Annotated in this window: 25 protein-coding genes and 1 riboswitch; of the genes, 18 read left to right on the top strand and 7 right to left on the bottom strand. The window is 72.5% G+C overall.

The genetic code is table 11. The annotated features are described in order from the left end of the window. Positions 1 to 27: 27 nt before the first annotated feature. A complete protein-coding gene (locus tag ADY59_RS00250; RefSeq protein WP_049556235.1) occupies positions 28 to 627 on the bottom strand; it encodes a TetR/AcrR family transcriptional regulator in 600 nt (199 codons plus the stop codon). A 64-nt stretch (positions 628 to 691) separates the two neighbouring features. Between ADY59_RS00250 and ADY59_RS00245 the strand changes: the two genes are divergently transcribed. The 14 genes from ADY59_RS00245 to ADY59_RS00180 all read left to right on the top strand — a co-directional run bounded on the left by ADY59_RS00245 (position 692) and on the right by ADY59_RS00180 (position 16,347). Continuing rightward, the gene (locus ADY59_RS00245) at positions 692 to 1,591 is read left to right on the top strand and encodes an oxidoreductase (protein WP_049556233.1); all 900 of its coding nucleotides are present in this window, start codon (positions 692 to 694) and stop codon (positions 1,589 to 1,591) included. 129 nt (positions 1,592 to 1,720) lie between these two features. Further along, positions 1,721 to 2,644 (top strand): ABC transporter ATP-binding protein, encoded by a 924-nt coding sequence (locus ADY59_RS00240; protein ID WP_049556231.1) that lies wholly within the window; start codon positions 1,721 to 1,723, stop codon positions 2,642 to 2,644. Positions 2,645 to 2,657: 13 nt separating this feature from the next. Next, positions 2,658 to 3,362 (top strand): ABC transporter permease, encoded by a 705-nt coding sequence (locus ADY59_RS00235; RefSeq protein ID WP_049556229.1) that lies wholly within the window; start codon positions 2,658 to 2,660, stop codon positions 3,360 to 3,362. 12 nt (positions 3,363 to 3,374) lie between these two features. Then, positions 3,375 to 4,571 (top strand): sensor histidine kinase, encoded by a 1,197-nt coding sequence (locus ADY59_RS00230; protein ID WP_156325197.1) that lies wholly within the window; start codon positions 3,375 to 3,377, stop codon positions 4,569 to 4,571. Continuing rightward, the gene (locus ADY59_RS00225) at positions 4,564 to 5,205 is read left to right on the top strand and encodes a response regulator (RefSeq protein ID WP_049556227.1); all 642 of its coding nucleotides are present in this window, start codon (positions 4,564 to 4,566) and stop codon (positions 5,203 to 5,205) included. The genes ADY59_RS00230 and ADY59_RS00225 overlap by 8 nt, the downstream gene beginning before the upstream one ends. Positions 5,206 to 5,306: 101 nt before the next feature. Next, a complete protein-coding gene (locus tag ADY59_RS00220; protein ID WP_049556226.1) occupies positions 5,307 to 6,113 on the top strand; it encodes a hypothetical protein in 807 nt (268 codons plus the stop codon). Beyond that, the gene (locus tag ADY59_RS00215; RefSeq protein WP_049556224.1) at positions 6,110 to 6,487 is read left to right on the top strand and encodes a GntR family transcriptional regulator; all 378 of its coding nucleotides are present in this window, start codon (positions 6,110 to 6,112) and stop codon (positions 6,485 to 6,487) included. The genes ADY59_RS00220 and ADY59_RS00215 overlap by 4 nt, the downstream gene beginning before the upstream one ends. Before the next feature lie 724 nt (positions 6,488 to 7,211). After that, a complete protein-coding gene (locus ADY59_RS00210) occupies positions 7,212 to 8,207 on the top strand; it encodes a hypothetical protein (RefSeq protein ID WP_156325196.1) in 996 nt (331 codons plus the stop codon). Then, positions 8,204 to 9,469: a hypothetical protein gene (locus ADY59_RS00205; RefSeq protein ID WP_049556221.1), complete on the top strand. Its 1,266-nt coding sequence runs from the start codon at positions 8,204 to 8,206 to the stop codon at positions 9,467 to 9,469. Before ADY59_RS00210 ends, ADY59_RS00205 begins: the two co-directional genes overlap by 4 nt. Next, entirely contained in the window at positions 9,466 to 9,852 is a 387-nt protein-coding gene (locus tag ADY59_RS00200) for a hypothetical protein (RefSeq protein ID WP_049556219.1), read from the top strand. Before ADY59_RS00205 ends, ADY59_RS00200 begins: the two co-directional genes overlap by 4 nt. A 140-nt stretch (positions 9,853 to 9,992) precedes the next feature. Further along, positions 9,993 to 11,765: an ATP-binding protein gene (locus ADY59_RS00195; RefSeq protein WP_231618460.1), complete on the top strand. Its 1,773-nt coding sequence runs from the start codon at positions 9,993 to 9,995 to the stop codon at positions 11,763 to 11,765. A 15-nt stretch (positions 11,766 to 11,780) separates the two neighbouring features. After that, complete coding sequence (locus tag ADY59_RS00190) at positions 11,781 to 12,920, top strand: exonuclease SbcCD subunit D (RefSeq protein WP_049556218.1); 1,140 nt, start codon at positions 11,781 to 11,783, stop codon at positions 12,918 to 12,920. Then, positions 12,920 to 15,406: an AAA family ATPase gene (locus tag ADY59_RS00185; protein ID WP_049556216.1), complete on the top strand. Its 2,487-nt coding sequence runs from the start codon at positions 12,920 to 12,922 to the stop codon at positions 15,404 to 15,406. Before ADY59_RS00190 ends, ADY59_RS00185 begins: the two co-directional genes overlap by 1 nt. Then, complete coding sequence (locus ADY59_RS00180; protein ID WP_049556214.1) at positions 15,403 to 16,347, top strand: hypothetical protein; 945 nt, start codon at positions 15,403 to 15,405, stop codon at positions 16,345 to 16,347. Before ADY59_RS00185 ends, ADY59_RS00180 begins: the two co-directional genes overlap by 4 nt. A gap of 154 nt (positions 16,348 to 16,501) precedes the next feature. Here the strand turns inward: ADY59_RS00180 and ADY59_RS00175 are convergent, their stop codons facing one another. Genes ADY59_RS00175 through ADY59_RS00165 form a run of 3 tightly spaced genes read right to left on the bottom strand, consistent with a single transcriptional unit; the run spans position 16,502 to position 18,827 of the window. Next, a complete protein-coding gene (locus ADY59_RS00175) occupies positions 16,502 to 17,320 on the bottom strand; it encodes an SAM-dependent methyltransferase (protein ID WP_049556211.1) in 819 nt (272 codons plus the stop codon). Between the two features lie 60 nt (positions 17,321 to 17,380). Continuing rightward, a complete protein-coding gene (locus tag ADY59_RS00170) occupies positions 17,381 to 18,340 on the bottom strand; it encodes a rod shape-determining protein (RefSeq protein WP_049556209.1) in 960 nt (319 codons plus the stop codon). A 43-nt stretch (positions 18,341 to 18,383) separates the two neighbouring features. Further along, positions 18,384 to 18,827, bottom strand: a complete 444-nt coding sequence (locus ADY59_RS00165) for a CBS domain-containing protein (protein WP_049556207.1) — start codon at positions 18,825 to 18,827, stop codon at positions 18,384 to 18,386. A 95-nt stretch (positions 18,828 to 18,922) separates the two neighbouring features. Here ADY59_RS00165 and ADY59_RS00160 point away from each other — a divergent pair, with 95 nt between their 5' ends. The 3 genes from ADY59_RS00160 to ADY59_RS00150 all read left to right on the top strand — a co-directional run bounded on the left by ADY59_RS00160 (position 18,923) and on the right by ADY59_RS00150 (position 21,305). Further along, entirely contained in the window at positions 18,923 to 19,123 is a 201-nt protein-coding gene (locus ADY59_RS00160; protein WP_049556206.1) for a DUF5302 domain-containing protein, read from the top strand. A gap of 166 nt (positions 19,124 to 19,289) precedes the next feature. Further along, positions 19,290 to 19,421: riboswitch (cyclic di-AMP (ydaO/yuaA leader) on the top strand. A 165-nt stretch (positions 19,422 to 19,586) separates the two neighbouring features. Further along, positions 19,587 to 20,381 carry a hypothetical protein gene (locus ADY59_RS52255; RefSeq protein WP_231618459.1) on the top strand — a complete coding sequence of 265 codons (795 nt, stop codon included), beginning with the start codon at positions 19,587 to 19,589 and terminating at the stop codon, positions 20,379 to 20,381. Positions 20,382 to 20,453: 72 nt separating this feature from the next. Beyond that, positions 20,454 to 21,305 (top strand): alpha/beta fold hydrolase, encoded by an 852-nt coding sequence (locus ADY59_RS00150; protein ID WP_049556205.1) that lies wholly within the window; start codon positions 20,454 to 20,456, stop codon positions 21,303 to 21,305. 34 nt (positions 21,306 to 21,339) lie between these two features. On the opposite strand, the gene ADY59_RS00145 is transcribed toward ADY59_RS00150, so the two are convergent. Continuing rightward, positions 21,340 to 22,554 carry a DUF4032 domain-containing protein gene (locus ADY59_RS00145; RefSeq protein ID WP_049556203.1) on the bottom strand — a complete coding sequence of 405 codons (1,215 nt, stop codon included), beginning with the start codon at positions 22,552 to 22,554 and terminating at the stop codon, positions 21,340 to 21,342. Positions 22,555 to 22,576: 22 nt separating this feature from the next. On the opposite strand from ADY59_RS00145, the gene ADY59_RS00140 reads away from it, so the two are divergent. Next, positions 22,577 to 24,163: a DUF885 domain-containing protein gene (locus tag ADY59_RS00140; protein ID WP_049556202.1), complete on the top strand. Its 1,587-nt coding sequence runs from the start codon at positions 22,577 to 22,579 to the stop codon at positions 24,161 to 24,163. Here ADY59_RS00140 and ADY59_RS00135 read toward each other — a convergent pair. Next, a complete protein-coding gene (locus tag ADY59_RS00135) occupies positions 24,135 to 24,767 on the bottom strand; it encodes a class II aldolase/adducin family protein (protein ID WP_049556200.1) in 633 nt (210 codons plus the stop codon). The two genes, ADY59_RS00140 and ADY59_RS00135, sit on opposite strands and share 29 nt — an antisense overlap. Before the next feature lie 33 nt (positions 24,768 to 24,800). Further along, the gene (locus ADY59_RS00130; RefSeq protein ID WP_049556199.1) at positions 24,801 to 25,385 is read right to left on the bottom strand and encodes a TetR/AcrR family transcriptional regulator; all 585 of its coding nucleotides are present in this window, start codon (positions 25,383 to 25,385) and stop codon (positions 24,801 to 24,803) included. Positions 25,386 to 25,417 lie beyond the last annotated feature (32 nt).

Here is a 25,417-nt window from a genome sequence, read left to right as displayed (position 1 = left end):
CGGGACGAGGCGCGCGGCGCGCGGCGCTCACCGGCCGGCGCCTTGCAAGAACTGTTCGGCTGCGGTGTCGACGAGTTCGTCGAGCAGTTCCGGTTTGACGAGGTTGCCGTTGATGATCGAGGCGATGCCCTGGAGCGTCGCGAACAGGACGATCCCGATCCGCTCCGGGTCGCCCGCCTGGAGCGCCCCCTGCTCCTGCCCCTGCGTGATCAGCTCGCTCATCAGGCCGAACGGCGCTTCGGCCGCCTTGACGATCCGCGTCGCACCGGGCCGATGCTTGCTGGTGTACATCAGTTCGAGGAGCGCGGCGTTCTCGGTGGCGAAGCGGGTGTAGGCCATCATGGCGGCCCGTACGCGCGAGGGGAAACCTTCGCCCGCGCCCGCCAGCGCGGCGCGCAGCGCTGTGTCCAGCCGGGCGAACCCCGCCTCGGCGAGCGCGTCGAGCAGGGCCTGACGGTCTGCGAAGTGCCGGCGCGGCGCGGCGTGGCTGACGCCGGCCTCCCGGGCCAGATCGCGCAGCGACAACTGGTCCGCGCCACGCTCCCGCAGGCCGCGCTCGGCCGCGTCGAGCAGTGTGGCCCGGAGGTTTCCGTGATGGTAGGGCCGCTCATCGGTCGCGTCTGGCATGGCCCCACGGTATCAGATCATGTTTTCGTTGACTACTTTGTTGGCGTCGTCTACTTTGTAGTCCATGACAACATTTTCTGTCTCGGACCTCCCTCCCATGGCTGGTCGCACGGTCGTGGTCACCGGCGCGAGCAGCGGGATCGGCCGCGCGGCCGCCCGCGTTCTCGCGGCCATGGACGCGCGTGTCGTGCTCGCCGTGCGCAACCTCGGCAAAGGGCGCGAGGCGGCTGCCGCGATGACCGGCCGCGTCGAGGTCCGGCGGCTCGACCTCGCCGACCTCTCCTCGGTCCGGGCATTCGCCGAAGATCTGCCCGAGCCCGTCGACGTGCTCATCAACAACGCGGGCGTCATGATCCCGCCGCTCACGCGCACGGCCGACGGCTTCGAGCTGCAGTTCGGCACCAACCATCTGGGGCACTTCGCGCTCACGAACCTGCTCCTGCCCCGGATCCGGGAGCGGGTCGTGACCGTCTCGTCCAGCGCCCACAAGCTGGGCTCGATCGACTTCGGCGACCTCAACTGGGAGCGCAAGCCGTACCGGCCGATGCCCGCATACGCGCAGTCCAAGCTCGCCAACCTGCTGTTCACCTCAGAGCTCCAGCGCCGGCTCGCCCACGCCGGCTCACCTGTGATCGCCACCGCCGCGCACCCCGGCATCGCGGCCACGAACCTGCTGTGGTCCGACGGACAGTCCGGCATGCTGCACCGCGTCCAGCAGGCGGTGGTCAGCCTCGTGGCGCAGAGCGACGACGACGGCGCGCTGCCGACGCTGTACGCGGCGGTGGCGGGCATTCCGGGCGACAGCTACGCGGGCCCGAGCGGCTTGCTGGAGGGGCGCGGCGCGCCGAAGCTGGTCGGCCGCTCGGCGAGGGCGCGGGACGCCGAGGCGGCACGCCGCCTGTGGGAGGCCTCCGAAGAGCTGACGGGAGTCGCCTTCCCCCGGCAATCTCTCCAGAGCGCCTGATCCGCCGGAGAGGGGTGGCGGCGCGATCGCGCATCGACCGAACGGCTGATTTCCGCGTCAGCCGCATCCGCGCCCGATCGTGGCCGCGCGGTCGATTCGCCTGCTGAGCAGGTAAAAGATGCTTGAGGCATGGCAGTCATCGAAGTCAGCAACCTCACCAAGAAGTACGCGGACCTGACGGTTCTCGACGGAGTGTCGTTCTCGGTGGAGGACGGCGAGATCTTCGGCATCCTGGGCCCCAACGGCACCGGCAAGACCACGACCGTGGAGTGCGTGGAAGGGCTGCGGCGGCCGGACGCCGGGTCGATCCGGGTGCTCGGGCTCGACCCGGTCAAGGACGGCCGGGCGCTGCGCGAGCAGATCGGGGTGCAGCTCCAGCACACGCAGCTGCCGGAGAATCTGAAGGTCTGGGAGGCGCTCGACCTGTACGCCTCCTTCTACGCCGAGCCGCGTGACTGGCGTGAGCTGCTGGAGGAGTGGGGGCTGGCCGACAAGCGGAACGCCCGCTTCGGCAAGCTGTCCGGCGGTCAGAAGCAGCGGTTGTTCATCGCGCTGGCGCTGGTCGGCAACCCCCGGGTGGCGTTTCTCGACGAGCTGACCACGGGGCTCGACCCGCAGGCCCGCCGGACGACCTGGGAGCTGATCAAGCGGGTCCGGGCGAGCGGCGTGACCGTGGTGCTGGTGAGCCACTTCATGGACGAGGTGGAGGAGCTGTGCGACCGGGTCGCCGTCTTCGACCGGGGCTCCGTCGTCGCGATCGACACCCCGGCGGGGCTGATCGAGGGGATCGACGCCGAGCACCAGATGCGGTTCACGGTGATGACGGAGAACGTCGCCGACCTGGCCGGTCTGTTCGACGGCGTGCCCGGCGTCTCCGGCGTGAGCAGGACGGGCAACCGGGTGGTGGTCTCGGGCCGGGGTGACTTCGCCACCGCCGTCACCGCCCGGCTGGCCCGGCACCACGTCCTCGTCAGCGACCTGCGCATCGACAAGCGCACGCTCGACGACGCCTTCCTCGCACTCACCGGCCGCTCGTTCACCCCTGACAACTGACGGAGAACCCCTGATGACCGCTCTCGCCAAACTCACGTCCGTCGAACTGAAGCTGCTGGTCAGGGAGCCGGGGGCGATGTTCGCGCTCCTCATCCCGCTGTTCATCCTGGTGGTCTTCGGAAGCTCGATCGAGCCGGGGGACACCGTGCTCCTGCCGATGTCGCTGGCCATCGCCGTCGGACTGGTGGGGCTCTATCTGATGCCCACCACCCTGGCGACCTATCGCGAACGCGGCATCCTGCGCAGGCTGTCCACCACTCCGGTACGGCCGGGCAGCATGCTGGTGGTGCAGTTGATCCTGCAGCTCGTCCTCGTGGTGGTGGCCTGCGGGCTGCTCCTGACGGTCGCGGGCACCGTCCTGGGCGCCCGTCTGCCCGGCGCGGCGCTGCCGGTCGTGGTGACGTTCCTGCTCGGCACGGCGGCGATGTTCGCGGTCGGCCTGCTCATCGCGGCCCTGGCCCCCAACGGGCGGGCCGCCAACGGGATCGGCGTCCTGCTGTACTTCCCGATGGCCTTCCTCGCCGGGCTGATGCAGCCCGCGGACCAGATGCCCGTTATCTTGGCGTCCATCGGCCGATACACCCCTCTCGGAGCGTTCAGGCAGGCGCTGCAGGACGTCTGGGCGGGCGGCTCGCCCAGCCTCCTCCTGTGGGGGGTCCTGGCCGCGTACGCGGTGATCCTCAGTGCGGCCGCCGCCAGGCTTTTCCGATGGGAGTAGAAAGTGACCTCGGTGAACGGGCGTCTGGACATCTGGGAGAGGCGTCTGGCGCGTCAGATGGCCGCCGCGCCGTACGTCCTGCTGGCCCTCTCGGCCGGGCTCGTCTGGGTCACCGGGGAGCGGGCGTGGAGCCACCGATTCAGCACGCTCGGCCTGGTCCTGCTGGCCGCGGCCTGGATCTGGGTGATGTCGCGCGGCGACAGGAAAGGTCTCTACGTCGCCGGGCTGGTCGTCCTCATCGCGGTGCTCAGTACGCGGGGGATGTGGTTCGCGAGTTTCTTCGGCTTCACCGGGTTCCTCCATTCGTCGCAGTATCTGCGGGGCAAGGCGAGACTCGCCGGGGTGACCGCCACGGCGGCGATCAGCGTCATGGCCTACAACGGCGAGCCGCCCGAGCTCACCCCCTCCGGGATTCTGGCCTTCCTGTTCTTCACGGCCGCCATCGTGCTGGCGGTCAGCCTTTTCAGCTTCGTCGGTGAGATCACGGCCGAGCGCAGCGCCGAGCGCAGCCGGATGGTGATCCAGCTTGAGGAGACGATGCGGGAGAACGAGGGCCTGCACGCCCAGCTGCTCCTCCAGGCGCGGGAGGCGGGCGTGCACGACGAACGCCAGCGCATGGCGGCCGAGATCCACGACACCCTCGCCCAGGGACTGACCGGCATCATCACCCAGCTCCAGGCGGCGGAGCAGGCCGAAGACTGGCGGCGCAACGTGGGCAACGCCGTACGGCTGGCCCGCGAGAGCCTCGCCGAGGCCCGGCGCTCCGTGCACGCGGTCGGCCCCGGCCAGCTGGAAGCCGCGCCCCTGCCCGAGGCGCTGGAGGCCGTGGTCACCCAATGGGCCGAGCTCAACGCGACCCGTGCTGACTTCACCACAACTGGTACGGTCCGTCCCATGCATCCCGAGGTCGAGGAGACGTTGCTGCGCACAGCCCAGGAAGCCCTGGCCAACGCCGCCAAGCACGCCGGTGCCGGCCGGGTCGGGCTGACCCTGTCGTACATGGACGACGTGGTCACCCTGGACGTGTGTGACGACGGCGCCGGATTCGACCCCGAACGCGTCACCGGCGGCGGCGGCTTCGGCCTGACGTCGATGCGCAAGCGCGTGAGCCGCCTGGCGGGCACCCTGGAGATCGAGTCGGAGCCCGGAGGCGGCACCGCGATCTCCGCGAGCGTGCCCGCCATCGCGCGGGAGAGCGCACATGGCTGAGACGCCCATCCGGCTGCTCATAGCCGACGACCACCCCATCGTCCGCGACGGCATCCGCGGCATGTTCGCCGGCGACCCGGCCTTCGAGGTGCTCGGCGAGGCCGGCGACGGGGCGCAGGCCGTCGACCTCGCGCGCGTGCTGAACCCCGACGTGATCCTCATGGACCTGCGCATGCCCGTGATGGACGGCGTCACCGCCATCAAGGAGCTCGCCAGGCTGGGCCTGCCCGCCCGCGTCCTCGTCCTCACCACGTACGACACCGACAAGGACGTCCTGCCCGCCATCGAGGCGGGCGCCACCGGCTACCTCCTGAAGGACACCGGGCGCGAAGATCTCGTACGGTCGGTCCGTACGGCGGCGCGGGGCGAAGCCGTGCTCTCCCCGTCGGTCGCCACCCGCCTTCTCGGCCAGGTACGCGCTCCCGCCGATCCGCTGAGCGCGCGCGAGCTGGAGGTGCTCCGCCTCATCGCGCGGGGCGCCACCAACCGCGAGGCGGCCCGCAGCCTGTTCATCAGCGAGGCCACGGTCAAGAGCCACGTGCTGCACATCTACGCCAAACTCGGCGTGAACGACCGGGCGGCGGCCGTCGCCGTGGCCTTCCGGCGCGGCCTGCTCACTGTGGAGAGCGACTGATCAGAACCAGCCGCCTGACAGGGCCGCCCTCCTGGCCCGTTGACTTTGTCGCAATGTTTGTCGCACTATGTTGCCACAAAGCTTGCGACAAAGGAGGCGCCGTGACCCATGAACCGCTGCCGGACGCCGGCCCGCCGGCACGTGCGGCAGATCTGCGCATGGCGGGCGCGTGGCTGGCCCGGCACGACCTCGCCGAGGCCCGCCCGACCGCGCTGCTGGCCGGCCGCCTGGCGGTCCGCAGACGCGCCCGCCTGGCCGCTCATGTCATCCTGGCCGTGCTGATCCTGGCCAGCGCGCTCGCCCATCCCGCCGTCGGCGGCCTCCCGCCGCATCGCTCGCTGCCGGCCCTGACCGCGCTGGTCGCCGGGCTGCTGCTGGCACAGGCGCTGCTCGACCGGTGGGTGCGGCGCGTCGACCAGCGGGTGGGCGCGACGCTGTCGCGCAGGGCCGCCCACCTGACCCCGCCCGGCTGGCGGGCCGTGCTCGGCCGGCCGTACGCCGTCTTCCTGCTCGCCACGTTCGCCGGTGCGATGGTGCTGGCCGGCAGCGCCCTGGCCGTCCCCGACCCCACCGTGCGGCAACTGGCCGTCGTCCTGATGATCGGCCTGCTCGGCGTGGCGGCCATCGTCGTCATGCAACTGCGCCACCTGCTCAGGCACCCGGTCGTGGCGGAAGACGAGGAGTCGCTGACCGCCGACGTCATCATGCGCGTCGAGGACGCCCGCGAGCTCACCACCCCGAGCGTGCAATGGTCGCTGCCCGTGGTGCTGCTGTTCGGCACCGCCCCCGCCTGGTGGAGCGCCGCCTCGATCGCCTACCTGATCGTCGGCCTGCTCGCGTGCATCGCGCTCCAGGCCAGGACACCGTCGAGCGCGACGGTGGCCCGGCAGGCCATGAGCGTCCGATGATCGTCATCGACGCGGCCTCGCCGGTGCCGCCGTTCGAACAGCTACGCGCCCAGCTCGCCCGGCAGATCCAGGACCGCACGCTGGCCGTGGGCGCCCGGCTGCCGACCATCCGCCACCTCGCGGCCGACCTCGGCCTGGCCGTCAACACGGTCGGCCGGGCCTACCGCGAGCTGGAGGAGGCGGGGCTGATCGAGACGCGCGGCCGGGCGGGCTCGTTCGTTTCGGCCGCCGGCGAGGAAGGCCGGGAACGGGCCCGCCGGGCCGCCGCCGACTACGCGGCCGTCGTCGCCGGCGCCGGCATCGACACGGGCGAGGCGCTCCGCATCGTCCAGGCGGCACTGACGTCCGGCACGGCGGCCCCGGCCCCGTCCTGACCCTCGGACGACCTTCGGGATCGCCGGTGTCCTTCACTCCTCCGATACGCGCAACGCCCAGACCTGCAAGCGATGGTCTGGGCGTTGCGCCAGTCAAATGTGCGGCCTGTTCGGTCTTGAAAGCTTCACACCGGGAAGGGCGGCCTGCGCCGGGCTGGGGGCGAGAACGAGCGCGCTCGCCGCGACAGCGAGTGTCGCAATGACTTTCGCTCCACTCTCGAATTTCATCAGGATCGGCGACGGCCACGGTCCCTCGGCGGCCGCGAACACTGGCGGACTGTGATCGTGTGGACACCCTCTGTGAAGTACTTCAATACCACCGGTCCCTGTGACCCGCGGCGTCACTACATGCTGCCCCCCACGCCCTCAGGGCTGAGGGGGACATCGCGGCGCTGGCGTTCTCCTGCGAACGCGCCAAGGTGGCCCACGACTACGGCGCCGCCGAGTCGATGCTGCTGGATTCGATCCGTGAGGCCGCCGATCGGCCGGGCTGGCCGGACGAACTGCTGAGGGTCTGATACAGCTCCCGTTACAGGGCCCTCACGCCGCGCACCCTACCGATTGGTCATTCCGGCCCAGCTCAAAAGCCCCGGGACCTGGGGCTTTATAGCAGGCTGATCTCCCGTCTGACATGATCTTGGGCCGGAGAAGGGAGGCTGGGATGGTCACGACGAACGCCGGTCTACGGCGATTACTGGCGGACTCGGGGGAGGCTCGCGGGTGGGTGTCACCCCGGACGGACCTCGTCACGGCACTGCTCGGCGTGTGGTTCGGCATCGGGCTGATGATCGACGCGTGGGCGCACACCAACCTGTCGGCCGAACTGGAGACGTTCTTCACCCCCTGGCACGCGGTGTTCTACTCGGGGTTCGCGGCGGTCTCGGCCTGGCTCATCTGGCAGGTGCTGCGCAACGTCCGCACCGGGCGGCAGGGGCTGGCCGCGGTGCCCATGGGCTATCTGGCCGGGCTGGTGGCGATCCCCGCGTTCGCGGCCTTCGGGTTCGCCGACATGGTGTGGCACACGGTGCTCGGCATCGAGACGTCCATCGACATCCTGTTCAGCCCCTCGCACCTCGGCCTCATCGTGACGATGCTGCTCATCATCACCACGCCGCTCCGCTCGGCCTGGAAGGCGCCCGACGTGGGGGCCCGGCCGTCGCTCGGGCGGCTGCTGCCCGCGCTGGTCGGGCTGGCGTTCGCGACCACGCTGGTGTCGCTGTTCCTGTCGTACGGCGACGCGATGCAGTGGGGAGCGGGGAGCATCGTGGAGGTGTTCTCCAGCCTGGACGGATCCGACAGGCTGGCCACGGCCATGGTCATGACGAACGTGATCATCCTCGCCCCGGTGCTGTTGCTGGTGCGCCGGTGGGAGCTGCCGTTCGGTAGCGTGACGCTCATGTACACGATCGGCGTCCTGATGCCGGGGGCGCAGACGGCCTTCCGCAACATGCCGATCCTGCTGACGTTCGTGGCGGCGGGGCTGGTCAGCGACCTGCTGATCCGCTGGCTGCGTCCCTCGGGGAAGCGGCGGGGCGCCTACTGGGCCTTCGCCGGGCTGTCGGCGTTCGTCACCTGGTCGCTGTACATCGGGGTGGCGTCGGCGGCGGCCGGCGCGCTGCCCGCCGTGCCCGAGCTGTGGACCGGCGCGCCGATCGTCGCCGGGCTGGTCGGCCTGGCGCTCGGGGCGCTCTTCCTGCCCAACGCCTCCGACGACGGATGATCCGGGCGCTCCTCCTCGCCGCCGTCCTGGTGGTGATGTTCGCCGCTCCGGCCGCCGCGCACAATGTCACGGCCGGAGCGGATCTGCGGATCGCGCAGACGATCGCGGGCGCCGAGGTCACCCTGGTGATCAAGGGCACGTCGCGGGTGCCCGGGCCGTTGCGGATCGGCGTCGTCGCCTTCGAACGCGCCGCGGGCCTGCCCGTGAGCCTGGAGGTCCGCTCGCTGACCGGCGGCCGCACGGTCAAGGGCGTCGCGCGGGCCGCCGCCGATCCCGAATACGCCGAGCTCAGGGTGGAGGAGACCGGCCCGCACCAGCTCACGCTGCGGGCCGGCGACGAGGTCGCCGTGGTGCCCTTCCGCGTCCTGGTGGATCGCGGCTCGGCGGGCGATTTCCTGATCTATGGCGGATTGTTCGCGGCGGGGCTGTTGCTGGTGGGTGGCCTGCTCACCGGCGCGGTCTCCCGGCGCGGCCCGGCCATGATGCTGGCCGCCGGCGCCGCGGCGGGGGTCACGGTCGCGGCCATGGTCGTCGTCTTCGAGCCGATGCTGCCGCCCGGCCCGCCCGACGGCGCCGCGCCCACGGCGCAGACCCAGCCCGCCGGCGGGCGGCCGTTCGCGCAGGCGCGGATGGAGACGGCCCCGGCCGGCCCGGCGCCCGGACAGGAGTTCACGCTGCGCGTCGACCTCACCGACGGCTCCACCGGAAGGCCGGTGGACGATCTGGTCTCCCACCACGAGGCGCTCGCCCACGTGGTCGTCACCAGTGAGGACGGCCGCTACTTCCGCCACGTGCACCCGCTGCGCACCGCCGCCGGCCGCCTGGAGGTCAGGCTGCGCGCCGACCGTCCGGGCCGCTACCTGGTCTACGCCGAGCTGGAACGCGAGGACTCCGGCGGCCAGCTCCTCACCGGCGAGTTCGCCGTCGACGGCGACCCGGCCGGCGCCGCGACCGCCGACCTTCCCGCCGCCGTCCCCGAGCTGCGGCCGGCCGTCCCCGTCGCGGGCCGCCCGGCGACGATCGAGCTCCCCGCCGACGGCGCGGTGCGGCCGTGGCTCGGCATGGCCGGCCACCTGATCGTACGGAGCCAGGACGGGTCGTTCCTCGGCCACGTCCACGAGATGGGGACGAACGGGACCCGGCTGCGCTTCACCTTCAGCTTCCCCCGCCCGGGACGGTATCTGGCCTGGGCCCAGCACGCCACGGACGGCCGCATCGTGACCATGCCCTTCACCGTCGACGTGGCGGAGCCGGCCGGATGAAACGCCTGATTGCGCTCGCCGCGCTGCTGGTGGCCGCGGCCGCGCTCTTCGTCGCCGGCCGGACCTCGGGCGCCGAGCCGCTGACCCTGACCATCGCCGGCTCCCGCTACACCGTGACCGTCCTGATCGACCCGCCCAGGACCGGCGCCATCGTCGTGGACACGCGGGTGACCTCGGGTGACGCGGACGGCATGGCGTTGTCGGCGGTGATGCCCGACATGGGGCACGCCATGCCCGAGCTCGCGGCGGCGGAGCGCGAGCCGGGCCGGTTCGTGGCCGAGGGCGAGCTGTTCACCATGTCGGGCGTGTGGGACGTGTCGATCCGCCTGACCGGCCCGGCGGGGGAGGAGACGCTCACCGCCAAGGCCCTGATCAGCGGCTGACGTACAGCTCCTTGATCGTCACGTCGGCCTTCGTCGCGTCCTCCCGGCCGGATGCCGCCCTTGGCGTCCGCGACGTGGACCAGCATGCCGATGGCTGCGTCTGTCAGTCATAGTCGGTGGCGCCGGTTACGCTGCGGTGGATGACGACGGTGGGGGTGGAGAGACACGTGACGGTCAACGGGGTGACGAGCGCCGCGGTGGCGGTCCCGGCGGGCGAGGCGGTCGGCCGGGTGCTCGGCACGCAGTCGGCCTCGCCGCTGTCGTTCTGGATCGGGCTGGCGCCGGGCAAGGTCGTCCAGCTCGACGACGTGGTGGTGACCAGGCGCGAGGTGCCGGGATACGGGCCGGTGCTGATGGCGGGTGTGGTCGCCACCGTCGAGGCCCGCCACGAGGGCGCCGCCTACGACTCCGACGTGTTCCTCATCGCCGACGGCGCGCTGCCCGCCGCCGTGGTCGAGGTGGCCGAGGTGCGCGTCACCCGCGTCGAGCCGGAGGTGTTCGTGCCGCCGCTGCCCGGCGCGCAGGTCTACCTCGCCGGCGCCGGCGACCGCGACCAGGCGCTCTACTTCGACGTGATGGACCGGCGCATCCCCATCGGCACCGGCCGCGACGGGCAGCCGCTGTACGTCAACTTCGACTTCCTCGACGGCACCCGGGGCGCGCACGTGTCGATCTCCGGCGTGTCGGGCGTGGCGACCAAGACCTCGTTCGCCACCTTCCTGCTCTACTCGATCTTCAACTCGGGCGTGCTGGGCGGCGAGGCGGCCAACACCAAGGCGCTGATCTTCTCGGTCAAGGGTGAGGACCTGCTCTTCCTCGACCACGACAACAGCCGGCTCGACGAGTCCGCCAGGAGCGTCTACGGGCGGCTCGGGCTGCCCGCCACGCCGTTCTCCAGCGTGCACGTCTTCGCCCCGCCCCGGCCCAACGACCCCAACGGCGTCCCGCACGTCTCCGCCCGCACCCAGGGGGTCAGCTCGTTCTTCTGGACGCTGGTGGAGTTCTGCCAGGAGGAGCTGCTGCGGTTCGTCTTCGCCGACGCCGACGACGAGCGCGCCGGCTACTCGCTGCTGGTCGGCCAGGTCGCCGCCCGGCTGCAGGCGTGGGCCGAGCCGGTCGGCGACGGCGGCGCGGTCCGCATCCGAGGCACCGCCTGCCGCACCTTCTCCGACCTGGTCGAGCTGCTGTCCGACCAGCTCCAGGACGAGGCCTCGCGGCACGAGTGGACCGGCGCGCAGACCCCGCTCGGCACCGTCAACGCCTTCCTGCGCCGGCTCCGCAGCGCCGTGCGGCCCCTGTCGCCGATCGTCCGCGGCGACCTGCCGTTCTTCCGCGCCCACACCATCCGCACCTCCGACGCCCAGGTCTCCATCGTCGACCTGCACAACCTGCCGGAGCGGGCGCAGCGGTTCGTGGTCGGCGTGGTGCTGCGCGGCGAGTTCCACCGCAAGGAGTCGGCCGGCACCGCCAAGCCGCTGCTGTTCGTGGTGCTCGACGAGCTCAACAAGTACGCCCCGCGCGAGGGCGACTCGCCCATCAAGGAGATCCTGCTCGACGTCGCCGAGCGGGGCCGCAGCCTCGGCGTCATCCTCATCGGCGCCCAGCAGACCGCCTCCGAGGTCGAGCGCCGCATCGTCGCCAACAGCGCCGTGCGCGTCGCCGGCCGCCTCGACTCCGCCGAGGCCGCCAGGTCCGAGTACGGCTGGCTGCCCCCGGCCGTGCGCGAGCGGGCCACGATCGCCAAGCCCGGCACCATGTTCGTGGCGCAGCCGGAGATCCCGGTGCCGCTGGCCGTCGCGTTCCCGTTCCCCGCGTGGGCCACCCGGCCGTCCGAGGCGGTGGCGCAGGCCAAGGCGTCGGCGGATCCGTTCCAGGGGCTGCCGGGCGCGGAAGACGACATCCCGCCGTTCTGAGGAGGAGGTGACCACGTGAAGATCCTGCACACCGCCGACTGGCACGTGGGCAAGGTGCTCAAGGGCCGCTCGCGCGCCGACGAGCACCGCCGGGTGCTGCGCGAGCTGGTCGCCACCGCGCGGGCCGAGGACGTCGACGCCGTCATCGTGGCAGGCGACCTGTTCGACACCTCCGCGCCCACCCCCGAGGCGCAGTCACTGGTGCTGCCCGCCCTCATGGCGCTGCGCGAGGACGGCCGCGACGTGGTGGTGCTGGCCGGCAACCACGACAGCGCGCCGCTGTTCGAGGTCTACCGGCCGGTGCTCGGCGCGCTCGGCCTGCACGTCGTGGGCGCCTTCCGCCGCCCCGACGCGGGCGGCACGCTCGCCTTCACCGCGCGCTCCGGCGAGCCGGTCCGCCTGGCCGTGCTGCCGTTCCTGTCGCACCGCTACGTGGTGCGCGCCGCCGAGGTGCTGACCGGCACCGCCGCCGAGCACAACCGCGACTACGCGGCCCGCATCGGCGAGCTGATCGGCGCGCTCACCGCCGGCTTCGCGGGCGACACCGTCAACCTGATCACCACCCACGGCACACTGCCCGGCGGCCGGTTCGGCGGCGGCGAGCGCGAGGCCCAGTCGATCTTCTCCTACTACTTCGAGCCGACCGCCTTCCCGCCCGCCACCCAGTACGCCGCCCTCGGCCACCTGCACCGCCGCCAGCAGATCCCCGGCCCCTGCCCGATCTGGTACAGCGGCTCGCCCATCGCCGTCGACTTCGGCGAGGAGGGCAACGAGCCTGGCGCGCTGCTGGTCGACGTCGCCCCCGGCCGCCCGGCCGTGGTGCGCGAGGTCACGTTCGCCGGCGCGCGCCGCCTGCGCACCGTACGCGGCACGCTGGAGCAGCTGGAGACCGTCGAGGCGGGCGACGACTGGCTCAAGGTGGTCGTCGAGGAGAAACCCCGCGTCGGCCTCGCCGACCAGGTGCGCGAGCTGCTGCCCGGCACCGTCGACGTGGTGATCGACGAACGGTTCCGGCCCGTGCAGGCGGTCCGCCGGCCGGGCTCCGCCGGCCGCACCCCGCGTGAGCTGTTCCGCGCCTACCTGGCCGACTCCGGCCGCGACGACGACCGCGTCGCCACCCTGTTCGACCGGCTGCATGACGAGGTGACCGGCTGATGCGACCCCTGCTGCTGCACGTGGAGGGCTTCGGCAGCTTCCGCTCGGCGACGGAGATCTCCTTCGCCGACACCGAATACTTCGCCCTGATCGGCCCCACCGGCGCGGGCAAGAGCACGATCATCGACGCGCTCTGCTTCGCCCTGTACGGGACGGTCCCGCGCTGGGGCAAGGAGAACGTGATCGCGCACGCGCTCGCCCCCTCCGCCGCCGCGGGCAAGGTCGGGCTGGTCTTCGACAGCGGCGGCCGGCGCTACGGCGTGGTGCGCGCGCTGGTCCGCGACAGCAAGGGCACCGTGCGCACCAAGGAGGCGCGCCTCGACGAGCTGACGCCCGGCGCGGCCGGCTTCGACGAGGTCGCCAGGCCCGTCGCCGAAGGCGAGAACGTCACCATCGAGGTCCAGCGGGTGACCGGGCTGGAATACCGGTTCTTCACCCAGTGCGTGGTGCTGCCGCAGGGCCGCTTCGCCGAGTTCCTGCACGCAGCCCCGCGCGAACGCCAGGACCTGCTCGTGCAGCTGCTCGACGCCGACGTCTACGACCGGATCAGGCAGCGCGCGGCGGCCGAGGAGGAGCAGGCCAGGCAGGCCGCCACCTTCGCCCGCAACCAGCTCGCCAAGCTGTCCGGCGCCACCGAGGAGGCCGAGCGCGAGGCGGACGAGCGCGTCCTGGCGCTGCGCGCGCTGGCCGAGGGCATCGGCGCCGACCTGGAGCTGCTGCGCGCCCGTGACGCCGAGCACCGGCGCACCCAGGAGGCGCTGGCGGCGCTGACCGGCCGCATCACCGCGCTGCGCTCGCTCACCATGCCGCCCGAGGTGCCCACCCTCGCCGCCACCGCCCGCGAGGCCGCCGACGCGGTGACCGCGCTGGAGGCGGAGGCCGCCACGCTCGCCGCCGACGAGCACGCCGCCGAGACGGCGCTCGCCGAGCTGGGCGACCGGGCCGCGTTCGTCGCCGCGCTGGCCGCGCTCGACGCCCGGGACCGGGCCGAGCAGGCCGCGGCCGCCGCCCGCGCCACCGCCGCCGAGACGGCCGCCCGCGTCCCCGCGCTCGCCGCCCGCCTCACCGAGGCCCGCGACCGGCTCACGGCCGCCGAGGCCGAGCGTGACCGGCTCCGCGACGCGCACGCCGGCGCCGACCTCGCCGCCCGCCTGGCGGCCGGCGACCCCTGCCCGGTGTGCCTGCGCCCCGTCGCCGGCCCGCCCGGCCACGGCGCCCTCTCCGACCTCGGTACGGCCGAGCGCGCGGTGTCGATCGCCCGGGGCGAGGCCGACCAGGCGCGGGCCGAGCACGGCAAGGCCGAGACGTCCGCCGCGATGCTCGCCGACCAGGCCGCCCGCCTCGACGCGGACCTGACCCGCCACCGCGCCGCCTGCACCACCGCCCTCAGCTCCTTGCCGCCGTTCGGCGCGGGGACGGGCGCCGTCGACGGCGCCGTGGCGCGTGGGGCGATCGAGGCGCGGCTGGCCGACATGGCGAAGGCCGAGAAGGTGGCCGCCGAGGCCCGGACCGCGGCTCGCGGCTGCCGCACCCGGCTGGAGCAGGCGCGGGCCCGCGCGGTGCGGGCCGCGCGGCAGGGGGAGGACGCCTGGCGCGCCCTGGAGGCCGCCCGGGACCGGCTGCTCACCCTCGGCGGGCACGCCGAGGGGCCGCCGCCCGTCGACCGGGCCGACCTGCACCACGCCTGGAGCGACCTGATCGAGTGGCGCAACCAGGCGGGCATCGCCACCCGCGCCGTCGTCGACGAGACCGAGCGGGCCCTCGCCGAGCTGGTGGCCCGGCGCGACGCGGAACGCACCGGCCTCCTCGGCCGACTCACCGGCCACGGCGTCCCCATCCCCGGGGCCGGTGGGGGCGATACCGGCGGGCCCGACCAGATCGCCGCCGCCGTGGCGGCGGCCGTGACGCGTTCGGAGGCGGCGCTGGAGCGGATCCGCGACGATCGCGCCAAGGTCACCGAGCTGACCGCCGAGGTGGCCGAACGTGACCAGGCCGCCCAGGTCGCGCACGAGCTGGACCTGCGGCTGCGCGCCAACGCGTTCGAGCGCTGGCTGTGCGCCGAGGCGCTGGCCCTGCTCGTCGCCACCGCCTCCGACACGCTGCGTGAGCTGTCCGACGGGCAGTACGAGCTCGTCCTCGGCAGCCGCAGCGAGATCGAGGTCATCGACCACGCCGAGGCCGGGATGCGGCGCAGCGCCCGCACCCTGTCGGGCGGCGAGACGTTCCAGGCCGCCCTGGCCCTGGCGCTGGCGCTGTCGGGGACCGTCGCCCGGGGACTGGAGTCGATCTTCCTGGACGAGGGCTTCGGCACCCTGGACCCGGCCACCCTCGACACGGTGGCCACCACGCTCGAACGCCTCGCCTCAGGCCAGGAACGCATGGTCGGAGTCGTCACGCACGTCCCGGCGCTGGCCGAACGCGTCCCCGTACGGTTCGAGGTCAGCCGCGACACCGAGGGCTCCCACGTGCGCCGGGTGGGCCCGTGACCGGCTTCACCGTCGACCCGTGGGACCCGGGCTACGCCGCCGCGCTGGCCGCCGAGGCGCTGTCCGAGCTGGGCGCCACCAGCGCCGAGCTGATCCTGGACGTCGAACGCCCGGCCGCCGACTGGAAGCCGGTCCGGCCGGGCCCCGGCGTGGACCCCCCTGAAACGCTGCTGGTCGCCGACGGCGTGCGCCGCATCGACGCGCGCGTCTGGGTGGCCGACGCCGACTCGCCCATGCCGCTGCCCGGCATCGCCGCCTCCTTCGCGGCGGGCATCGTCCGCTGCGGGCCGGGCGGCGCCGATCTGGCGGAGATCGAGGTCGCCCGTTCGCTGATCAGCGCGTCACCGTACGCGCCGGAGGTCAAGACCACGCACGCCACCTACCGGCCGGGCCGGGCCGCCGACTCCAGCATGGAGGAGCTGTCCCTGGCGCTCCAGCGGCAGGTCACCCAGCTGGAGGTGGACCTGGCCGTCAGGCACCGCGCCACGACGGGCGACCTGCTGCTGGTGGACGGCCCGCTGCGCGGCCGCACCCACCTGCCGAACACGGTCGGCTACATCAAGACCCACCACACCGCCTACCTGCCGCCGCCGCAGTCGGCGGTCGTCTCGGCGCTCGCGCCGGGGGAGCGCACGCCGGTGTTCCTCATGGGCACGAGCTGGCGGCGGCACGCCTGGTACGTCCGGCTGCCCGTACGGTCGTCGACCCCGTGGGCGGGCATCGCGCGCTGCGAGGCGAGCGCCGAGCTGGAGCCCGCCCAGGTGGTCCGGCTGGCGGACGAGCTGACGCTGGCGCTGCCCCCGCTGGCGGGCGTCGACTACAAGGATCCACGCGCCCCGCAGAACCTCGTCCCGATCGGCGGCCTGGAGAAGCTGCTCCGCCACCACCTGGGCGACCCGCGCCTGCTGTACCGGGCGCTGCGGACGGCGTCGCAGGGGTGACCGGGTTCGAGGCCCTGGCCACCGGCATCCCCGCGAAAGAGCTCGGGCTCACGGCGCCCAACGTGCGCGAGTCGGGAGCGAAGGGGGCGGTTGAGCAGCAGGGCGGCAGAGGCCGGCCCACGAACTGTCGGAGGACTTGAGCCGCGACGGAACCTCACGGCACGCGGGCGATGCCCGCCAGGACGCCGCCCTTGGCCAGGCCGGGCCAGTCGCCGGGGTCGTCGTCGCGCCACCGCTGGGCCGGCACCACGCCCGGGTCGAGCAGGTCGAGGCCGTCGAAGTAGGCGCGGACGGTCTCGCGGTCGCGCCAGGCGAGGGCGCCCGACGTGCTGCGCCGGTAGACGCCGCGCACCTCGTCCGCCCGGTCCGCCTCGCCCTGGCCAGGCTCGATGTAGGCGTGCGAGATCATCAGGTGGCTGCCGGGGACCAGCGGGCCGCGCAGGGCCCGCACGATCCGCTCGGCCTCGGCGTCGTCCTGCACGAAGTGGAGCACCGCCGCGACCACCACGGCGACCGGCCGGGAGAAGTCCAGATGGCCGGCCGCCTCCTTCAGGACGTAGCCGGGCTCGCGCAGGTCGCCGGCCACGATCACGGTGCCCGGGTTGTCGGCCAGCAACGCCCGCGCGTGGGACAGCACGATGGGGTCGTTGTCCACATAGACCACTTTGGCTTCGGGCGTCACCCGCTGCACCACCTGGTGGACGTTGTCCTGGGTCGGCAGTCCGGTACCGATGTCGAGGAACTGCCGCACGCCCGCCTCGGCCAGATGCCGCACGCCCCGGATCAGGAAGCCGCGGTTGGCCCGGGCGACCTCGCGGATGTCCGATCCCGATTCGCGGGCCAGCCTGACAATCCGCTCGGCGGCCTCGCGATCGGCGGGGAAATTGTCCTTGCCGCCCAGGTAATAGTCGTACATCCTGGCCACGCTCGGCACGTTCGGGTTGATTTGCTGAGCAAAGTCATCCGCTGACATGTCCTCGCCTCTTCGCTTGGCCTATGCGAATCGTACGAGTTTCTGGGGATTTATGGATCTTTATGGCAATAGTCGGCGATCGACATATCGGGCGAGGCCCAGGGCCACCGTTTCCACGGGCTGCTCGGCCCGCCGGACCGGGATGCCCATGGCGGTGCTCAGCCGTCTGCCGAGCCCGCGCAGCAGCGAGCCGCCGCCCGCGAGCGTGGCGCCGCGTTCGCCGAGGTCCGCCGCCAGTTCCGCCGGGCAGTGCGCCACGGCGCGTACGGCGGCCCGGACGATCGCGTCGACCGGCTGCCTGGTCGCCTCGTAGAGCTCGTGCACCGCGATCGGGACCACGCGCTCGCGCCCGGTCTCCGGGTCCCGGCCGTGTACGAGGACCTGCCGGTCCAGCGGTTTCCACGCGGTGCCCGCGTGGCGCTTGACCGCCTCGGCCTCGCGCCCGCCGATCAGCAGCCCGTGCTCGCGCTCGATCAGGCGGGCGATGGCCCGGTTCATGTCGTCGCCGCCCACGCCGGTGGACGTGGCCGCCACCACCTCGCCGCCGGCCAGGACGGCGATCCTGGTCAGGCCGGGGCCGATGTCGACGACCATGGTGCCCGCGGGCTCGTCCAGCGTCACCCCCGCCCCGAGCGCCACAGCCAGCGCGTGCGGCACGAGCACCACCCCGCGCGCGTCCGCCTCGTACGCCAGGTCGCTCAGCGTCCGCGCGACGACCGGTGAGCAGCCGTCGGGGAGCGCCATGACCAGGCGCGGCCTGGTGAACCGGTGGACCCTGCGCACGAAGTGCCGGACGAGCAGCCGGGCCAGCTCCAGGTCGCCCGGCATGCCCGCGCGCACCGGCCAGCAGGTGCCGCCGCCTTCCAGGGCCTGGGTGCCGAACCTGACGGCCCGGCCCGTCTCCGGATCGCGGGCGACGGCCGAGGGCTCGTTGAGCACGATGCCCCGGCCACGCGCATGAATCTGCGTGCTGGCCGTACCGAGGTCGACCGCGAGATCCCGGCCGAGCGGGCGCTCCATGTCCGGAATCTGCCCGTGATCAGGTCAAGGCAACACCAAGAACCTAATGTGGCAGTGAGTGGCCCACGAGCGCCTGGAGGGTGACGCCGCCGAGCAGCGTGCCGTCCTCGACCACGGCCACCAGCGGGCTGTGCGTGCGGGCCATGAGCGAGGCCAGCTCCAGCAGCGTGGCGTCGCCGTCGGCGATGGGCAGCTCACGCGGCTGCTCGGGCAGGCTCTGGCGGACCGTGCGGTCGCCGAGCTCGCGCATGAACAGGTCGGCGTGCTGCTCGTCGACGACCCTGGCCAGGGCCGGGTCGTCCAGGCAGTAGCGGGGGACGGCCAGCCGCAGCACCTGCGTGCCCGGCAGGATCGTGCACGGCCGGCCCTCGCCGTCGACCACGATGAGTCCGGGCAGGCCGTGCTCGGCGAGCAGCCGGGCGGCCTCGGCCGTACGGGTGTCGAGCGTCACGGTGGGGAAGTCGCTGACGAGATCACGTGCGCGCACAGCCTCACCCTAACCTCCGGCCCGGCGTCCCGGTTTCGCGCTGTGTGGGCCGTCGTGCGAAGCTGTGTACGTCCCTCAACACCAGGAGGTCCTCCATGGCGGAAACACCGGAGCCGGAAGTCAGCGAGACTCCCGAGGACGAGATGAAGCGCAAGTTCCGCGAGGCGCTGGAGCGCAAGCGCAACCAGCACGCGGACACGGGCGCTGGTGGCAGGGGCGCCGACGCCGCCAAGATTCACGGGGCACACGGGCCGGCTGCCAGCAAGCGATCTTTCAGGCGCAAGAGCGGCGGCTGAGATCCGGGCGTTTCAGGGGGGTACGGCAATGCCGTGCCCCCCTTTTCTTGACCCTCTTAGGTAGATCTTCGCCCGATTCATGGGCTTAGCTTTGCGTTTGTCCGGTTTGGCATATACATTGGGTGGCGTTACCAGGCGGTGACCTGGCCCTTCATCAGGAAGAGGCGGCCGCCTGGCGCCGAATCCCTCACGGGAACCGGGGACCCAACTTCTGGGGTGAATCCGGCCCTCGCGGCCGGTAGGGCATCTCCACGCCCGAACCCGTCAGCTAACCCGGTAGGCGAGATGGAGAGGACACTCTACCTGTGAAGTACCGCTGCGTCGTACCCCCAGCCAGCGCCCACTGAGCGGCAATCCCCGAAACTTCTCGCGCTCCGCGTAGCGACCGTTTGGCGTTCTGCCCGGCTACGCCCTTCTGAGTGAGCGCTATTCCCCATTGCCTAACAGAGGACTTTACTTTTTCATGTCTGCTCGTATTCGCATGCGTTCCTTCGCCGTGCTCACCGCCACCGCCGCCGGCGCCCTGGCCTTCGGGGCCGGCGCCGCTCACGCCGACGTCGACGAGGGCCAGAAGGCGCTGCTGAAGGGCTCGACCACGGCCTCCTACTTCTGGGACGACTCCTCCGGCCGCGCCGGTGACACCGGTCTGCCCGCCAGTGGCAAGCCCATGCAGAAGGGCCTGGCCGCCAGCCCGAGCTGGCCGCTGATGACCGAGGGTTACGTCGTCTACAAGGGCAAGAAGATGCCCTTCTTCGTGGGTGACCGCGGCCCCGGCAACCCGTCCAACAACGGCGTCATGCTCGACCTGGACGCCAAGACGTTCGCCGAGCTGACCGGAGGGAAGTTCAACTCCGGCACGCTGATGGTCGACGGCAACGGCGGCAAGGGCCACATCGACATCCAGTACGTCATCACCAAGTGGGGCGACGGCGTGGGCAAGAAGAACCACCCCGTGGCCTTCTCGACCGGTGCCTGGTCCCGCGTGGACCGCAACCCGGCCAAGCCGCCGACCATCCTGGCGGAGAAGAAGACCGAGAAGAAGCCCGAGGTCGAGGCTCCCGGCAGTGGCGGCGCCGCCGCGCCCGCCGCCGTCGCGGCGAGCGAGCGTCCCGCGGGCGGCGGCACCAAGCCGGCCGCCGCGGCTTCCGGCGAGGAGTCGAGCGGCGTCGGCGGCGCCGTGCTGGCCGGCGGCCTCGCCCTGGCCGGCGGCGGCGTGGTGCTCGGCCGCGACCGCCTGCGCAAGCTCCTGGGCCGCTGATCCCGGCTGAGGCGGGCTGAGCCCGCCGGGCCTGCTTTACGTGGCGGGAATTAGAAGGTAATTCTAGTATCCGTGACCACCCTTGCCTCGGCGAACGGCATCGACCTCGCCTACGAGAGCTTCGGCTCACCCGACGGGCGCCCGCTCCTGCTCATCATGGGGCTGGGCGCCCAGCTCATTCACTGGGACGACGACCTCTGCACGGCCCTGGCCGACCAGGGGCATCACGTCGTCAGGTTCGACAACCGGGACGCGGGCCTGTCCACGCACTTCCACGAGGCCGGCGTGCCCGACTTCCGCGGGACCGCGCCGTACCTGCTGAACGACATGGCCGACGACGCCGCCGGGCTCATGGACGCGCTCGGCTGGCCCGCCGCGCACGTGATGGGCGCGTCGATGGGCGGCATGATCGCCCAGACGCTGGCGATCCGCCACCCGGAACGGGTGCTCACCCTGACCTCGATCATGTCCACCACCGGCCCCGCGGTCGCGCCGCCGAGCGAGGCCGCGGGCGCGGTGCTGTTCGGCGCGCCGCCGGCCGACCGGGAGGCGGTCCTGGAACAGGCGCTCAAGACCTGGTCCGTGATCGGCTCGCCCGGCTTCGAGATGGACCGCGAGCGCGTCCAGCGGCTGGCCGGCCTGGCCTTCGACCGCTGCTTCGACCCGCCGGGCACCGCCCGTCAGCTCGCCGCCATCATGGCTTCCGGCGACCGCGCCGAAGGGCTGGCGGGCGTCAAGGTGCCCACGCTGGTCGTGCACGGCGAGGACGACCCGCTCGTGCCCGTCGAGGGCGGCCGCGCCACGGCGGCGGCCGTCCCCGGGGCGGAACTGCTGACGTTCCCCGGCATGGGGCACGACCTTCCCCGCCCGCTGTGGCCCGAGATCGTCGCCGCCGTGACGCGGCTCACCACGTCCCGGTCCTGACGGTGGCTCCTGCCCGCCGGCCGTCGCCGTCCCGTCAGTTCACCTCCGGCGGCTCGTCCGGCAGGAGCGCCTTCTCGTCCGGCTTGAACACCAGCACCTTGTCCACGTACGACTTGGCCGCCGCCGCCAGCCCGACGTCGCCCCCGGCCGACTCCGACAGGTACCACCGGTGGTCCAGGATCTCGTGGAAGAGCTGGGCGGTCTCCAGCTTGCCGCGCAGGTCGGCGGGGATGGCCGCGAGCGTGGGCTGGAACACCTCGGCCAGCCACCGGTGCGCGACGATGGCCTCGTCCTCGTGGCGCAGCCCCTTGGCCACCCGGAACCCGTCGAGGTCGTTGAGCAGCCGCCGCGCCTGGTTCTCCTCGGCGTCCAGGCCGGTCAGCCGGAGCAGCCGCCGCTGGTGGTGGCCGGCGTCGACGACCTTGGGCCGGACGATGAGCCGCCCGGTGCCGACCTTGCGCCGCACCATCATCTCGGCCACGTCGAAGCCGAGCAGGTTGAGCCGCCGGATGCGCTGCTCGACCCGGTGCCAGTCGACCTCCTCGATGATCTCGTCCTGGGTGATCTCCGCCCACAGCCGGTGGTAGCGGTTGACCACGTCCTCGGCGGTCTGCATCGGGTCGATCGAGGGGTGCAGCAGCCCGCCGGCCTCCAGGTCGAGCATCTCGCCGAAGATGTTCGTGTGCGCGGCGTCGATGTCGCCGAGCCGCTGCCCCTCGCTGATCATCGGGTGCATCTCGCCGGTCTCCGCGTCGACCAGGTAGGCGGCGAACGCCCCCGCGTCCCGGCGGAACAGCGTGTTCGACAGCGAGCAGTCGCCCCAGAAGAACCCGTTGAGGTGCAGCCGCACCAGCAGCACCGCGAGCGCGTCCAGCAGCCGGGTGAGCGTGTCGGGCCGCAGCGTGCCCGACATGACGGCCCGGTAGGGGAGCGAGAACTGCAGGTGCCGGGTGATCAGCGCGGCGTCGAGCCCTTCGTCCCGGCCGGTGACGTAGGCGACCGGCTCCACGGCGGGGGCGTCCAGCCTGGCCAGGTCCCACAGGAGCTGGTACTCCCGCCTGGCGTAACGCTCGCTGATCTCCTTGATCGCGTACACCTTGCCGGAGAGCCTGGCGAAGCGGACCACGTGCCGCGAGATGCCGCGCGGAAGATCGACGAGATGGTGCTGGGGCCACTGTTCGAGGGGGAGCTCCCAGGGGAGCCTGATCAGGTCGGGATCGCCTAGCGCGCCGGTGATCTGAAGGGGCATTTGCACAGGATATTGTGCGTCGGTGGACGACTTTCTCAAGTGGTACTTTTCCGGACGTCCGGTCGTCGCCAGCACACTCGGGGCAGACGGCTACGACCACACGCTCGGCGACTTCACCGCCGAATCCTTCACCGCCCGCGAACGCGAGGAGGTGCTCTGGCTGGAGCGCCTGTCCGCCCGCGAGGCGGCCACGCCGGACGACGCCATCGACCGCGACCTGGTCCTGTCCCACCTGAGAGGCTCCATCGCGCTGGCGAACTGGGCCGAGTGGCGCCGCGACCCCGCCGCCTACCTCGGGCCCGTCTTCACCGCCTTCTTCACGCCGTTCCAGCAGCGGCTCAAGCCGGAGCCCGAGCTGGTGGCCGCCGCCATCTCCCGGCTGGCCGAGGTGCCCGGCGTGCTCGCCGCCTGCCGCGCCAACCTCGACCCCGTCCTGGCCGCGCCCCTCCTGGTCGAGCGCGGCCTCAAGCAGGCGCGCACCGGCCGCGCCTTCCTCACCGAGACCGTCCCCGGCATGGTGTCGGACCCGGCGCTGGCCGCCCGGCTGGCCGACGCCGCCGCCCCGGCCGCCGACGCCTTCGACGAGCTCGTCACCTTCCTCGACGGCTTCTCCTGCGGCGGCACCTGGCGGATGGGCGAGCACCTCTACAGCACGCTTCTGCGCGAGCGCGAGCTGCTCGGGTACGGCGCCGCCGAGCTGCACGAGAAGGGCAGGGCCGCCTGGGACTCCCTGGACGCGCGGATGCGCGAGGTGTCGGTGCGCGTCAACGGCTCCCAGGACTGGCGGGCCGCCATGGAGACGCTGATGGACGACCACCCGGCGACCCTGGCGGAGATGCGCACCGAGTACGAGGCCGAGACGCTGCGCGCCCGCGACTTCGTCCGTGACCGCGACCTGGTCACCTTCCCCGACGGGGAGGAGTGCCTGGTCCTGCCGTCGGCCGTCTACAGCCGGCCCGTCCTGTCGGTGGCCCACTACCTGGCGCCGCCGCCGCTCACCAGCTCACGCACCGGCGTCTTCTTCGTCCCGTACACGCCGGACGGGTTCACCCCCGAGCAGGTACGGCAGCGCCTGCGGACCAACTGCCGGGCCCAGATGCCGTCGATCGCCGTGCACGAGGCGTACCCCGGGCATCACTGGCACCTGTCGCACATGGCGGCCAATCCGCGTGCGGTGCGCAAGGTGTTCAGGACCCCGTACTTCAGCGAGGGCTGGGCGCTCTACGTCGAGAAGCTGCTGCACGAGCAGGGCTACTTCGACACGCCCGCCACCGAGCTGGCCCACCTCGACTGCCGGATCTTCCGCGCCGCGCGCATCGTGGTCGACACCGCGCTGCACTGCGACGACATGACGATCGAGCAGGCCGAGACGTTCATGTCCACCAAGGCGTCGCTGTCGCCAGGCACCGCCCAGGGCGAGGTCAACCGCTACTGCGCCTGGCCCACGCAGGCGCCGTCGTACCTGACGGGGGCCATCGAGATCGACCGCATCCGGGAGTCGTACCGGGGGTCGCCGAAGTCCTTCCACGACCGGATCGCCGGCTCCGGCGGGCTCCCGCTCGGGCTGGCGGAGATCGCGGTCAACGGCGCGGGAACTCCGGCGGGTTGAGCGCGCGCTCGACCACGGCGGCGAGCTGCTCCTCGGAGAGGATCGCGGGGCTGCCCACGCCGAGGCCGCGCACGTACACCTCGCACAGCCACTCCAGCAGGCGGGTCGCCTCGAACGCCTGCTCCAGCGTCGCGCCGATGGTCACCCCGCCGTGGTTGGCCATCAGCGCGGCCCGCTTGCCCGCCAGCGCCTCCCGGACGTTGCCGGCCAGCTCCGGGGTACCGTAGGTGGCGTACTCGGCGACCTTGACCGTGCCGCCGAGCAGCAGCGCGTTGTAGTGGACCGGCGGCAGCTCGGTCATCGTCGTGGCCACCACGGTGCCGAACACCGAGTGCGTGTGGACGACGGCCCGCGCGTCGGTCGTCCGGTAGATCGCCAGGTGCATGGGCGTCTCGGAGGACGGCTGGAGCTCGCCCTCAAGCAGGAAGCCCTCGACGTCGACGACCGGGCACATCTGCGGGGTCAGCCGGTCGAGCGCCGCTCCCGACGGCGTGACCGCCACGCGGTCGCCGTCGCGCACGCTCAGGTTGCCCGACGTGCCGATGACCAGGCCGAGCTCGACGGCCTTGCGGCCGTAGGCGCACAGCTCCTCGCGGAAATTCATGCCCGGCAACATAGTCGGTCGTCCGAATTACGGCTAGAGCCGGTCGACGAACTGCAGGATCAGCCGCTCCAGATCCACCCGGCGCAGCCGCTCAGGGTAGAGCAGCAGGTGCAGGCTGAGGCCGTCGACCAGGGCCAGCAACTGCTCGGTCACGTCGTCCAGGCCGGCGTCGGTGGTCAGCTCGCCGGCCAGTTTGGCCTGGGCGAGCAGCGCGCGCACGGCGGTGCGCAACTCGGCCGCCTCGGCCCGCTGCACCTCGGCCAGGAGCTCGGAGGTCAGGCTGCGGCTCCAGAAGCTCACCTCCAGGCGCGTCTCCTGGGTGCGCTCGGCGTCCAGCGGCAGGTTGTCGAGCAGCAGCTCACGCAGCGCGGCCAGGCCCGACACGCCCTCGACCTTGCGCGTCAGGCGCTCGCGGATGCGCTGGTGCGACTGGCGCAGCGCCGAGAGCAGGATCTCGTCCTTGTCGGTGAAGTAGTGCGCCAGGACGCCGTTGGAGTAGCCCGCCTCCTTGGCGATCGCCCGGGTGGTGGCGGCGTCGATGCCGTCTCTGACGATCACCCGGCGGGCGGCCGACAGGACCTCGCGGCGGCGCTCCTCGTGGTCGACGATCTTCGGCATGGGCGCCTTCCTCTCTTCCGTCCCCAGCATAT

It is taken from the genome of Nonomuraea sp. SBT364 (genome assembly GCF_001083785.1).
Taxonomy (GTDB): domain Bacteria; phylum Actinomycetota; class Actinomycetes; order Streptosporangiales; family Streptosporangiaceae; genus Nonomuraea.
This window is presented reverse-complemented; position numbering and strand designations above follow the sequence as displayed.

Coding starts and splice junctions, on each gene's coding strand:
- ADY59_RS00175 (WP_049556211.1), bottom strand. CDS start 17,320: ATGTCAGCGGATGACTTTGCTCAGCAAATCAACCCGAACGTGCCGAGC.
- ADY59_RS00170 (WP_049556209.1), bottom strand. CDS start 18,340: ATGGAGCGCCCGCTCGGCCGGGATCTCGCGGTCGACCTCGGTACGGCC.
- ADY59_RS00160 (WP_049556206.1), top strand. CDS start 18,923: ATGGCGGAAACACCGGAGCCGGAAGTCAGCGAGACTCCCGAGGACGAG.
- ADY59_RS00130 (WP_049556199.1), bottom strand. CDS start 25,385: ATGCCGAAGATCGTCGACCACGAGGAGCGCCGCCGCGAGGTCCTGTCG.
- ADY59_RS00225 (WP_049556227.1), top strand. CDS start 4,564: ATGGCTGAGACGCCCATCCGGCTGCTCATAGCCGACGACCACCCCATC.
- ADY59_RS52255 (WP_231618459.1), top strand. CDS start 19,587: ATGTCTGCTCGTATTCGCATGCGTTCCTTCGCCGTGCTCACCGCCACC.
- ADY59_RS00250 (WP_049556235.1), bottom strand. CDS start 627: ATGCCAGACGCGACCGATGAGCGGCCCTACCATCACGGAAACCTCCGG.
- ADY59_RS00195 (WP_231618460.1), top strand. CDS start 9,993: ATGACGACGGTGGGGGTGGAGAGACACGTGACGGTCAACGGGGTGACG.
- ADY59_RS00205 (WP_049556221.1), top strand. CDS start 8,204: ATGATCCGGGCGCTCCTCCTCGCCGCCGTCCTGGTGGTGATGTTCGCC.
- ADY59_RS00135 (WP_049556200.1), bottom strand. CDS start 24,767: ATGAATTTCCGCGAGGAGCTGTGCGCCTACGGCCGCAAGGCCGTCGAG.
- ADY59_RS00215 (WP_049556224.1), top strand. CDS start 6,110: ATGATCGTCATCGACGCGGCCTCGCCGGTGCCGCCGTTCGAACAGCTA.
- ADY59_RS00145 (WP_049556203.1), bottom strand. CDS start 22,554: ATGCCCCTTCAGATCACCGGCGCGCTAGGCGATCCCGACCTGATCAGG.
- ADY59_RS00185 (WP_049556216.1), top strand. CDS start 12,920: ATGCGACCCCTGCTGCTGCACGTGGAGGGCTTCGGCAGCTTCCGCTCG.
- ADY59_RS00245 (WP_049556233.1), top strand. CDS start 692: ATGACAACATTTTCTGTCTCGGACCTCCCTCCCATGGCTGGTCGCACG.
- ADY59_RS00235 (WP_049556229.1), top strand. CDS start 2,658: ATGACCGCTCTCGCCAAACTCACGTCCGTCGAACTGAAGCTGCTGGTC.
- ADY59_RS00240 (WP_049556231.1), top strand. CDS start 1,721: ATGGCAGTCATCGAAGTCAGCAACCTCACCAAGAAGTACGCGGACCTG.
- ADY59_RS00200 (WP_049556219.1), top strand. CDS start 9,466: ATGAAACGCCTGATTGCGCTCGCCGCGCTGCTGGTGGCCGCGGCCGCG.